Below are 10823 nucleotides of genomic sequence, written 5' to 3'. Positions count from 1 at the left end.
GGACCGCAACGGCTATCCCTGATGACACCCAACAACCCGATCGCCTCCGGGCACACGAGGGGTCGGGCGCCGTGTGCAGAACGAACAGCTCGACCTCTCGTGGGACACCTTTTCAGGCATCCACGACCCAGAATATCTCTATCGTTATATATATCTGTTCTGTGCAGATCGTCTACGCGTCGGGGGAAACGTACGTCCCGCACACCCCTGCCGTCACACAAAAGGGGCCTCCCCCCGCAAAAAAAAGAAAAAATCTGATCCTTACCTCTTCCCCCACGTCTCCAGCGCCCGCGCCAGTTCGTAGTGGTCCTTCGCGTACTCCTCCGCCGACACCCCGGCCATGAAGGCGTCGACCGCCTGGCGCATCGCCCGGGCGCCGGCCTCGGTGCCGTCAGGGTGGCCGTGGATGCCGCCGCCCGCCTGGAGGACGATGTTCGTGCCCAGGTTCTTCAACTCGGCCGCCACCTTGCCCGGGTGGAGGCCGCCGCTCGCCACCGGGAAGGTCGGCTTCAGGCCGAAGTACGGGTCTGTCAGGGCTGCGTTGTCCCCCTTCAGTTCGGAGACGTCGTGGCTCATCTTCCCGGAGACCGTGCCGGTGTGGAGCTGGTCGCCGCCGAGCATCCGGACGATCCGTGCGATCGGCCGCATCGCGATCCCGTGCTCGGGGTTCCGCGTGATCGCACCGTGCATCGTCCGGTGGACGTGGACCGGCACCTTCACCGACGGCGCCTCGCCCAGGGCCTGGAGGGCGGTGAAGCCGCAGGTGATCACGTCGATCATCACCATGTTCGCCCCGAGGTCGATCGCGTGCTCGGCCCTCTCCACGATCTCGTCGGCACGGGCGGAGATGTTCACCGCATACAAAACCTGCCGTCCGGTCTCGCTCTTCGCATCGTCCAGGCGTGCCATCACCGCCTGGATCCTCTCGTCCATCGGGCAGAATCTCTGGTCTGTCAGGGTCTCGTCGTCCTTGATCAGGTCCACGCCGCCGATCGCCGCGTGGTAGGCCACCTCCGCGGTGTCCTTCGGGTTCAGGCCCACCTTCGGCTTGATGATCGTGCCGACATGGGGGCGGTCGGTCGTCCCGATCAACCGCCGCACCCCTTCCATCCCGAACTTCGGGCCCCTGAAGGGGACGAGTTCGTCCGGGAAATCGACGTCGAGGAGGCGGACCGCCTCCAGGCGTCCGAGGCCGAAGAGGTTGCCGGCCACGACAGAGAGGTACTGCGGGATGTTCCCCGCCTCGAAGATCTCGGCCGGGTAGCGCACCCGCGTCACGTAGCCCTTCCCCGAAGGTTCGACAGAGAGCACCTCGCCGTCCAGGCGGCGGACATACCCGGTCGTCGTCGTGATCTCGGTCCAGGTGCCGGTCGTCTCCTCCTCGACAAGCGCCTTTGCCGCCGCTTCGGGCGTCGTGTCGGCCCGCGGGCGGAAATAATAGGTTGCCGTAACGTCTGTCATCTTCTCACTCCTGGTTTCTGTAGAATCCCTCATGAAACGAAGTTTCAGACGGTTCTTTGAAAACTACCTCTGGTGGTATTCATGATAATTCCTTTTCTGGAGTACCTGCGCCGGGGGACTACGCCCCCGGACCCCCGCTCAGGATTGGGGTGGGATGGATTCTCCCGTCAAGATCTCCCGTACTGTTCTATCCTGTTTTATCCCGTCACCATCAAAATGCCTTCTGGAAATCCGCGATGTCCCATCCCAGATGGTCCCTGATGATGCAATAGGCCATCTGCGGCGGGATCGCCCCCACCTCGGTCACGATCAGGTCCACGTACTTCGCCGGCGTCACGTCGAAGGCCGGGTTCCGCACCCGCACATTCGGGAGAGACGCCGCCGTCGCCGGGTCGAGCACCTCGGCGGCGTCCCTCTCCTCGATCGCGATCCTCTCCCCGAGGATCGTGCGGGGTGCGAACTTGTAGGTCTCCGCCGCCACCACAAGGTTCGTCCGCGCCTCGTGGGCGGCCAGGGCGATCTGGGCCGTGCCGATCTTGTTCACCACCGCCCCGTTCACCGTCACCGCATCGGCCCCGGTGACGACCAGGTCGACGTCGTTGATGAAAGAGCGGACCGCCGAGTCCACGATGAAGTTTGTTCTGATCCCGGCGTCGTTCAGGGTCCTGACCGTGAGGAGACCCTGGTTCCGCGGCCGCACCTCGGTGGCGAAGACCTCGATCTCCTTCCCCTCGCGGTGGGCGGCGAGGATGCAGGCGAGCGCCGCCTCTGAGTTGCAGTGGGTGAGGACCACGTCGCCGTCGGCGATGTGGCGGGCGCCTATCTCCCCGATCCTCTCGACCGCGTGCTCCGACGAGAGTACGAATGAGTCAGCCGCCTTTCTCACCCCTTCCCTCGCCTCCCGCACCGTCGCCGCCCCGGCCGTGCCCCGCATCACGGACCTCACCGCATTCGGCAAGGAGACCGCCGTCGGCCTCGTCGAGACGAGCGTCTCCGCCGCCTTCTCCATCTCATGCCTGAAAATATCGAGGTCCTCCGTCTCCAGACGGCCGGCACGGTCCTTCAGGGCCTCCGCCGCCGCCCTCGCGATCCGGCCCGCCCCCCTGATCTCCATGGACCGGATTTTCTCTGCGGTCTGATTCAGCAACATACTTTAATGGAGTAAATGAATACTCCATCACATAAGCATTACCGGTGAGTATCCATGAGCATTGCAGTAGTATTCGACAGTGCAGGCACACTTCTGCGGAGTTACCGGACGGCACGGGACGTCGTCACCGGCGAACTCCTCTCCGACGTCGAGACGACGGTACTCACCTGCCTGGACAGTTCTCGGGTGCTCATCGCCCTCAACGCCCACTCCCGGGACGTCATCGCCGCACCCCCCGACCAGCTCCTCTCCACCTACCTCTGCGACCGGGAGATCGGTTTCGGCGTCTCCTGCCTCAGGCAGGTCGTCCCGCAGGAACACCTCGCCCGCATCCTCTACCAGGACGAGACCGCCAGGGTCGAGGACCTCCAGACCTGCATCAGGGACGTCTGGCGGACTCTGAAGGAGGAGTCCCTTGTCGTGATGGACTCCGGCGCCATCCTCAACCTCTCCCGCCCCGGCATCGAGTTCACGGTGACCGCCGGGGGCAGACCCTTTGAGGGGGCGAAGGAGGCGATGGCAGACCTCCATGCCATGGGCGTCGCCACCTACATCGCCTCCGGCGACCGTGCGGCCAAACTCGAAAAGATCGCCGACCACCTGGGCATCCCCCGGGACCAGGTCCACGGCATCGCCACGCCCTCGATCAAGGCCCAGATCGTCGACGACCTCAAGCACTGCTACGACACCGTCGTCATGGTCGGCGACGGCATCAACGACCTCCAGGCCTTCACGAAGGCAGATGTGGCCATCCTTTCCGAGCAGCAGTCGCGGCAGAAACCGAAAAAACTCTGTGATGCGGCCGACTACATCATCGGTAACGTGAGCGATGTCGTGCCCATTGTCAGAGACCTCTGCGGGGACGGAATTGTCTCGATATAAAGGATAATATGATCTGACCTCCTCAGTACCCCTGAGATATCAAAGGAGTAAGGTATGACCGCATTGATCACAATCGAGAACCTCTGCATGGATTTCAACGGCAAGAGGGCACTCAACAATATCAATTTTGAAGTTGCGGAGGGTGAGATCGTCGGCATCATCGGCCGCAGCGGGGCCGGGAAGACGGTCCTCCTCCACCTGATCCGGGGTGTCGACCAGCCCCCCACGAGCGGAAAGGTGATCTACCATGTCGCCGCCTGCGACAGTTGCGACTGGGTGGACGTACCGAGTGCCGCGGGGAAGACCTGTCCGAAGTGCGGCCATACGCTCAGGGCCGCCGACGTTGACCTCTGGGACCCGGCAAGCGAGACGATGAAACGCCGGGTCATGGCGAGAACGGCGATCATGTTCCAGCGGACCTTCGCCCTGTACGGGAACGACCGTGTCATCGAGAACGTCCTCCACGCCCTCGAAGATATCGGCTACCCCTCGACGAAGGCTGTCACCAGGGCGGCCGACCTCCTGGACGAGGTCCGTCTCTCCCACAGGATGATGCACATCGCCCGCGACCTCTCGGGCGGCGAGAAACAGCGTGTCGTCCTTGCGAGGCAACTGGCAAAGGAGCCCTTCCTCCTCTTCGCCGACGAACCGACAGGCACCCTCGACCCCGGCACCGCGACCCTGGTCCACGAGATGCTCAAGTCGGCCGCGGAGACGAACGACATGGGCATGATGGTCACCTCCCACTTCTCGCAGGTGATCGAGGACGTCGCCGACCGTGCGATCATGCTGAAGGACGGTGAGATAGACCTCATCGGTTCTCCTGAAGAGGTGATCCACCACTTCATGGAGGGCTACGCCGACACCGAGGTCTACGAGAAGGCCGAACTCGGCGAGGACATCCTCCAGGCGCGTGACGTGATCAAGCGTTACCTCTCCGTGGACAGGGGCATGGTCAAGGCGGTCGACGGCGTCTCCTTCGACGTGAAGGAGAAGGAGATCTTCGGGATCATCGGGAAGAGCGGCGCCGGCAAGACGACTCTCTCCCGCATGATCTCCGGGATCATCGAACCGACGAGCGGCGAGATGAACATCAGGATCGGTGAGGAGTGGGTGGACATGACCAAAGCCGGCATCGAGCACCGCGGCCGTGCGAAGGGCTACATCGGCCTCCTCCACCAGGAATACGACCTCTACCCGCACCGTTCCGTCCTCGACAACCTCACCGACGCTATCGGCCTCGAGTTCCCGAAGGAACTGGCGATCAGGAAGGCGGTCATCACCCTGAAGATGGCCGGTTTCCCCGAGGAGAAGAGCCGCGAGATCCTCAACCGCAAACCGAGCGAACTTTCCGAAGGCGAGAGACACCGCGTCGCCCTTGCGCAGGTGCTCATCAGGGAGCCGCGGATCGTCATCCTGGACGAACCGACGGGTACTATGGACCCGATCACGAAGATCGACGTGAAGCACTCGATCATGCACGCCCGCGAGCAGATGGACGAGACTTTTATCGTCGTCTCCCATGACATGGCCTTCGTGCGCGATATCTGCGACCGTATCGCCCTGATGCGGGGCGGGAAGATCATCGCTCTCGGCGAACCTGAAGAGGTCCTTGCGCGGCTGACCGACGAAGAGCGTGAGATCATGGGGAAGGCCCGGGACTAGGTGGGGTCATGCACGTCCTCCTTGACGGGAGACCGGTGGAGGTCGCGGCCGGCGCGACGCTCGGCGGCCTCCTCCCCGACCTGGACGGGTCTTACGTGGTGGCGGTGATCCGTCCGCAGGCGCTGGAGGCGGCGCAGACGGGCCACATCCGCCTTGCGACGACGGCGGGCGAGGTCGTCGTCGAGGTCACCCCTCTCTTCTCGACATATTTCGGCGACGAAAAAATTCCGGGTTCTCTTTCCCTCCGCTGGAGCGACCGGTACGCCGCCGCCTTCGGGCCCTTCCCCTCAAGCGTCTCGCCCGACAGGACGCCGCACCGCTATGCCCGCGGCGACGTCGTCCTCGGGTGTGCGGGCTATGACCCGGCACGTTCTGTCCTGCTCTTCTCCCGCGCCGACCACCGCGCCGACTTCGGCGCCGGTGCTGACGGCGGGGTCGTCGGAACGGTCGTCAGCGGCCGGGGCGTCATCGACCGCTGGAAAGAGGGCGACGCGGTCACCGCTGTCGAGAGGGTTGTCTCCTGGGCAGACCGTTCCACCTCGTTCACGACCGCCGACCCGGCGACGCTTCTTGAAGAGGGGTGCGAGGTCGTCACCCGCGTCGAGGTGACGGCAGAGGGCTACGGTGGCGAGGTCGTCGGCACGAAGACCGCACGGAGCGTCGAGCACCTCCTCCTCGCCATGGAGGGGGGTTTCTTCTCCGTCGGCAGGGCCGCCTCCACCTTCATCAGGGACGAGTCCATGGTCCCGATGGACGTCTCGATGGACCTCAAAAAGCCGCGGCTGGAGGGTGCGGTAACCGTCAGGGCGGTCGGGGGTTCTCGCGGCGGGGTCTATATCTACCGCGAGGAGATCCCGAGTCACCCGGCCCACACCCTGGTCGGGCACGTCTCCCACGGTATCGAGATCGTGAAACTTGCGGAGAGCGGGCAGCGCTTCAGGGTCTCGGTCGACCCCCCGCGGTTCGACCTTGTGGGCCTCCCCCTTACCGGGGCGAAGGCGATCGCGGAGGAGCGTGGCATCGCGATTGAACTGAAAGGCGAGGGCGACGACCTCATCGTCGTCGGCCAGAGTCCGGGGACGACCCTTGAGGCCCTTGCGAAGGGGTCGGTCGTCCTCTCCGTTCTCCCGGCGGCGAAGGTCGTCGGCATCACTCTCGACGACACCCATGCCCCGGCCACCTGCGACATCTTCAGGCGGGCGACAGGCCTCAAGACCCATGCGGTCGGGTCGATGCCTGTCCTCTTCACCTTTGAGGACGTCACTCTCTTCCAGCCGAAGATCAAAAAGAATGTGAATATTCTCCCGGAGAACACCCCGAAAGACGTCGTGCCCGCGGCCTCCCTCGCGATGACGAACGAGTCCCGCCGCGGCGCCGGCATGGTCGGCGTGCGGGCGACGGACAACTCAGAGTTCGGCCCGACCTCCGAACCCTTCGAGAGCACGAACCTCATCGGGACGGTGCTCGACCTGGAGAAGGTCGCCCGCTTCAAGGAGGGGGAGACCGTCTATGTGCGGGAGGTGAAGCGCCGTGGCTGAGTATGTCCCGAAGTACGTCGGCACCGTGACGAAGTACGTCTTCGTCGAGTCGCCCCTCCTCACCCCGAAGGACCTTGCTGTCAGGGCCTACGAGATATCGGGCGGCGTCATGATCAAGGAGACCTGTTTCGGTCTCCAGGTGACAGGCACGCCCGACGAGGTCGAGGCACTGGTGGCGAAGGTGCGGGAGTTCGACCCGTCCCATATCTTCGTGAAGGACCGGGGTTTCCCGCCCGGCGACGAACGCCGCTGCCGTGCGAACCTCGGCGGTGCGAGGCCGGGCTACCTCGGCCACGAGTTCGAGATGGGAAAGGTGCGCTACATCTCGAAGGGCCTGGAAGCGGCCGCGACGACGGTCCCGCCTCTGCCCGAAAAACCAAAGCCCTTTGACGCACGGAGACTGAAAAAACTGATGGACGCAGAGGAGCCGTAAAAAAATGGTGAAGGTATTTATTTATCCGGCGACGAGCCTCATCCTCTCAGATATGGTCGCCAGGTTCGGGCACGAACCTCTCGGATCGGCGATCGGCATACGCGAACGTATCCAGACCCCGGGCTTCGAGAGTCCGCCCCTCCAGATCACCCCCGAGGAACCGAAGAAGGGGCTGAAGTGGGCGGCCGTCGAGGTGCCCTCAGGAGTCAGGGGGAGGATGGCCGTGTACGGCCCCCTGATCGAGGCGGCCGAGGCCGCGATCATCGTCCGAAACCCCGATTTCGCTTTCGGGTGCATGGGGTGCGCCCGGACGAACGAACTGGTCCTCTTCCACCTCCGGAACAGGGGTTTCCCTGTCCTTGAACTCGATTACCCCACCTCGGACGACGAGGGCGCCGCCTTCGTCGCCGCGATCAGGGAGTTCCTCGAAGGTCTTCCGAAGGAGGCGTCGCAATGAGCGAGAAGGTGCGGATCGCGCAACTTTCCTGCGGGCCGGAGTATTCGGGTGTCCAGAAGGAGATCTACGATGCGGCGGCGATGGTCGACGCCGAGGTCTTCTTCCCGGACATCATGCTCGACGACGTGCGGGAGGGCTTCGAGAGTTTCGGCCTCGACGTCAGGAGTCCTGACCTGAAACTTGCGATCGGGCGGGCGAAGGCCCTTGTTGAGGGGAAGATCGACGCCGACGCCGTCTTCATCGCCACATGCTTCAGGTGCGCCGAGGCGGCGATCGTGAGAAACGAACTCCGCCGGTACATCCACGAGAACTCCAGTCTCCCTGTCGTCTCCTACTCCTTCACCGAGAGGACGACTTCGGGCACCCTCCTCACCCGGATGGAGGCCCTGACCACCATTGCCCGGCGCCGCGCCCTCCTCGCCCGCGAGGAGCAGGAGGGGATCACTCTCGGCATCGACTCGGGTTCGTCGACCACGAAGGCGGTGGTCATGAAGGAGAACGAGATCGTCGGCACGGGCTGGCTCCCGACGACCGAGGTGCTGAAGAGTGCCGAAGGTGCCGTCGACCTCGCCCTCGCCGAGGCTGGCGTCACCATGAACGACATCCAGGCGATAGGGACGACCGGCTACGGTCGGTACCTCATCGGCAAGCACTTCAATGCGCAACTCGTCCAGGAGGAACTGACCGTCAACTCGAAGGGCGCTGTCTACCTTGCCGGCAGGCAGCACGGCCCCGCGACGGTCATCGACATCGGTGGCATGGACAACAAGGCGATCTCCGTCCTGGACGGGATACCCGGCACCTTCACGATGGGCGGGATCTGCGCCGGGGCGTCAGGCCGTTTCCTGGAGATGACGGCAAAGCGCCTCGGCATCGACATCACCGAACTCGGCCCCCTCGCGATGAAGGGGATGGGCGAGAAGGTGCCGATGAACTCGTACTGTATCGTCTTCGGGACGCAGAGCCTGGTGAACGCCCTTGCCGAGGGGAGCAGCAGGGAGGACGTCGCTGCGGCGGCCTGCCACTCGGTCGCCGAGCAGGTCTTCGAGCAGCAACTCCAGGAGGTGGACATCAAGGAACCGGTGATCATGGTCGGCGGCACTTCTCTCATCCAGGGGCTGGTGTACGCGATGGGCCAGCTCCTCCAGACCGAGGTCGTCGTCCCGCACCACTCCCAGTATATCGGTGCGGTGGGGAGCGCCCTGCTGGCGTCCGGTTTCGTGAAGGGAGAGTAGGACCATGGCCGCACTTGAGTACTTCGCCGTCGAATGCGCCGAGGAGAAGGGGAGGGAGGCATACGAGAGGATCGCAAACGACGTCCTCCTCGACCTCGACCTTGTGCGACTCGTCTCGAAACTCCACATATTCATCGACCCGCGTGTGCCGGTCTTCGCCGCGGTCGGAACGACCCACGCCTTCGGCGGCCCTGTGCGGGTGCGGGACTTCGCCGACGTGAACGTGGACGAGGAGGGGCGGGCGGTCCTCTCGATCGGGGACGAGACCTACCTTGCGCCGATGCTCCTGGCCCTCTGGAACCGTTTCGGCAAGGACTATGTCGAGCAGCCAGACCGTTTCTCCGTCGTCGTGACTGTGCCGAAAGGGGAGGACCCGCGGTCGATCGAGGAGATCGTCGTCGCCCACCCCGAGGAGGGCCTCTATAAGGACCTCGTGTACGCCCTCCAGATCATCGCCCCGGAGGGTTTCAAGGTGCGGCGGGAGTACCACCACGAAGGGGTCTTCTACTATGTGGCGAGCGAGAACACCCTCGACCCGGAGATCGTCGAGACCCTGGTGGCGGAGAAACTGAGACTGATCGGGGTGACGTTATGATCTTTGTGCCCATCACCTACAAGGGGGGGGTCTTCAGGCACGACGAGGTCGTCGACCTCATCGAGGACCTTGGCGGCTACATCGTGCAGAAGCACATGATCGCCCAGGAGGTCGTCCTCCAGTGCCTGGTGCCGAAGGAGGACGTGGAGTTGATCGAGGCGGTCGGCAGGCCCCTTGGCGGCGAGGTGACGCTTGCGCCCCTCGTCGGCACGGAGATCGCCGTCGTCTCCCCGTCCCTGGAGATCCACCACCTACCCCACTCTTCCTGCGACGTCGCCGAGTACCTCCGGCGTGCCGGGGCGAAGACGAACATGGTCGGCCTCGCCCGCGGTTTCGGCAAGAGGATCGCGAACCTCAATGTGGAGGAGAGGGACACGATCAACGAGCACGACCTTGCGGTCTATGTCCTCGGCAACTTCGAGACTTGCATCGAGGAGAAGTTCCCCCATCTCCGCCGGGGCGTCCACGTCCCGATCGTCCTCACCGGGGCGCCGCCGACAGACCGCCTGAAGGCGGTCATCGACCCGCCTGTTGAGGGTTATGTCGGCGAGATGGGCCGCCTCATGCACAGGACGAAGCGGCCGGAGGAACTCTCCGTCCTGGACGTGATGGTCGAGGAGGTGTCCCGCGTCCTTGACGAGAAGCGTGCGGCGATCGCAAAGGACCCCCTCTCTGTCTCGCCGGCACGTCTGATGGACGTGATCCTCGAGAAGGTGCCTGACATCCATGAGGTCACCCACCCGACGCCGGTCACCGTCCAGATGGTGGGTCTGCGGGTGAAACTCCCGTATGAGTCCTACGCAAAGCCCCTCCGGGCCCTGGAGATCGAGGAGGGGGTCACTGTCGGGGACGTCGCCGACGTCCTCCCGTCGAAGATGAGAAACTACATCTGGATCCGGATAAAACCCTTCTCTGAAACGAACACCATGGTGTAATAATGGATTTTGAAGAGAAACTCGCCGCGGTCCTGGAGGGGGGGAAGAAAGAGGCGGCATCCCGGTGGCTTGCCGAGATCGAGGAGGAATACGGACGGGCGCCCCTGATCCTGAAGAGGATGAGCGAACGGCCCGAGGTGCTCATCTCCCACCTGCTGTACAAGTCCTCGGTCTTCGAGACGAGTCACCTCGACCCGAAGTGCATCGAGTTGATCAGTCTTGCCGTCGGCGCCGCCCTCAAGTGCCGCCACTGCGTGGAGTACCATATCGCGGCGGCGAAGGCGAAGGGCGCCACCCGCGACGAGATCCTGGAGGCGATTCTCATCGCCGGCCTCGCCTCCAATGCCTCTGTCCTCGCCGATTCATTCCGCGTGATGGACGAGGATAAAGGCGGCGATGCCTGTATCTCCTGCGACATCCAGGGGACGGGCGGGGACTCCGGAAAGACGGAGTGAGGTGACGGGGCTCCTCC

Annotated in this window: 11 protein-coding genes; 9 read left to right on the top strand and 2 right to left on the bottom strand. The window is 64.0% G+C overall.

Annotated features, from left to right (window positions below):
* Window positions 1–261: 261 nt before the first annotated feature.
* Together Q0520_RS04765 and Q0520_RS04760 are read right to left on the bottom strand one after the other, a co-directional pair.
* Window positions 262–1461, bottom strand: coding sequence for a RuBisCO large subunit C-terminal-like domain-containing protein (locus Q0520_RS04765; RefSeq protein ID WP_298667195.1), 1200 nt, complete (start codon window positions 1459–1461; stop codon window positions 262–264).
* A gap of 211 nt (window positions 1462–1672) precedes the next feature.
* Window positions 1673–2611 (bottom strand): ribose 1,5-bisphosphate isomerase, encoded by a 939-nt coding sequence (locus Q0520_RS04760; protein WP_298667194.1) that lies wholly within the window; start codon window positions 2609–2611, stop codon window positions 1673–1675.
* A gap of 54 nt (window positions 2612–2665) precedes the next feature.
* On the opposite strand from Q0520_RS04760, the gene Q0520_RS04755 reads away from it, so the two are divergent.
* The 9 genes from Q0520_RS04755 to Q0520_RS04715 are packed head-to-tail and all read left to right on the top strand — an operon-like array spanning window position 2666 to window position 10806.
* Window positions 2666–3493: an HAD family hydrolase gene (locus tag Q0520_RS04755; RefSeq protein ID WP_298667193.1), complete on the top strand. Its 828-nt coding sequence runs from the start codon at window positions 2666–2668 to the stop codon at window positions 3491–3493.
* 54 nt (window positions 3494–3547) lie between these two features.
* A complete protein-coding gene (atwA, locus tag Q0520_RS04750) occupies window positions 3548–5158 on the top strand; it encodes a methyl coenzyme M reductase system, component A2 (RefSeq protein ID WP_298667192.1) in 1611 nt (536 codons plus the stop codon).
* A gap of 8 nt (window positions 5159–5166) precedes the next feature.
* Window positions 5167–6696 carry a methanogenesis marker 3 protein gene (locus tag Q0520_RS04745; RefSeq protein WP_298667191.1) on the top strand — a complete coding sequence of 510 codons (1530 nt, stop codon included), beginning with the start codon at window positions 5167–5169 and terminating at the stop codon, window positions 6694–6696.
* On the top strand, window positions 6689–7129 hold the full coding sequence (locus tag Q0520_RS04740) for a methanogenesis marker 6 protein (RefSeq protein WP_298667190.1): 441 nt from the start codon (window positions 6689–6691) through the stop codon (window positions 7127–7129). Before Q0520_RS04745 ends, Q0520_RS04740 begins: the two co-directional genes overlap by 8 nt.
* Before the next feature lie 4 nt (window positions 7130–7133).
* Window positions 7134–7586, top strand: a complete 453-nt coding sequence (locus tag Q0520_RS04735) for a methanogenesis marker 5 protein (RefSeq protein ID WP_298667189.1) — start codon at window positions 7134–7136, stop codon at window positions 7584–7586.
* Entirely contained in the window at window positions 7583–8821 is a 1239-nt protein-coding gene (locus tag Q0520_RS04730; RefSeq protein ID WP_298667188.1) for a methanogenesis marker 15 protein, read from the top strand. Before Q0520_RS04735 ends, Q0520_RS04730 begins: the two co-directional genes overlap by 4 nt.
* A 4-nt stretch (window positions 8822–8825) precedes the next feature.
* Complete coding sequence (locus tag Q0520_RS04725; RefSeq protein ID WP_298667187.1) at window positions 8826–9416, top strand: methanogenesis marker 17 protein; 591 nt, start codon at window positions 8826–8828, stop codon at window positions 9414–9416.
* On the top strand, window positions 9413–10351 hold the full coding sequence (locus tag Q0520_RS04720) for a methanogenesis marker 7 protein (RefSeq protein WP_298667185.1): 939 nt from the start codon (window positions 9413–9415) through the stop codon (window positions 10349–10351). The genes Q0520_RS04725 and Q0520_RS04720 overlap by 4 nt, the downstream gene beginning before the upstream one ends.
* Before the next feature lie 2 nt (window positions 10352–10353).
* Window positions 10354–10806: a carboxymuconolactone decarboxylase family protein gene (locus Q0520_RS04715; RefSeq protein ID WP_298667183.1), complete on the top strand. Its 453-nt coding sequence runs from the start codon at window positions 10354–10356 to the stop codon at window positions 10804–10806.
* The last annotated feature ends 17 nt before the right edge of the window (window positions 10807–10823 follow it).

The organism is uncultured Methanofollis sp. (genome assembly GCF_937919355.1).
In the GTDB taxonomy this organism is placed as follows: domain Archaea; phylum Halobacteriota; class Methanomicrobia; order Methanomicrobiales; family Methanofollaceae; genus Methanofollis.
Note: the sequence above shows the minus strand (reverse complement) of the source record. Positions and strands in the feature narration are given on the sequence as shown.

Coding starts and splice junctions, on each gene's coding strand:
- Q0520_RS04720 (WP_298667185.1), top strand. CDS start 9,413: ATGATCTTTGTGCCCATCACCTACAAGGGGGGGGTCTTCAGGCACGAC.
- Q0520_RS04755 (WP_298667193.1), top strand. CDS start 2,666: ATGAGCATTGCAGTAGTATTCGACAGTGCAGGCACACTTCTGCGGAGT.
- Q0520_RS04765 (WP_298667195.1), bottom strand. CDS start 1,461: ATGACAGACGTTACGGCAACCTATTATTTCCGCCCGCGGGCCGACACG.
- Q0520_RS04715 (WP_298667183.1), top strand. CDS start 10,354: ATGGATTTTGAAGAGAAACTCGCCGCGGTCCTGGAGGGGGGGAAGAAA.
- Q0520_RS04730 (WP_298667188.1), top strand. CDS start 7,583: ATGAGCGAGAAGGTGCGGATCGCGCAACTTTCCTGCGGGCCGGAGTAT.
- Q0520_RS04745 (WP_298667191.1), top strand. CDS start 5,167: ATGCACGTCCTCCTTGACGGGAGACCGGTGGAGGTCGCGGCCGGCGCG.
- Q0520_RS04760 (WP_298667194.1), bottom strand. CDS start 2,611: ATGTTGCTGAATCAGACCGCAGAGAAAATCCGGTCCATGGAGATCAGG.
- Q0520_RS04735 (WP_298667189.1), top strand. CDS start 7,134: ATGGTGAAGGTATTTATTTATCCGGCGACGAGCCTCATCCTCTCAGAT.
- Q0520_RS04725 (WP_298667187.1), top strand. CDS start 8,826: ATGGCCGCACTTGAGTACTTCGCCGTCGAATGCGCCGAGGAGAAGGGG.
- atwA (WP_298667192.1), top strand. CDS start 3,548: ATGACCGCATTGATCACAATCGAGAACCTCTGCATGGATTTCAACGGC.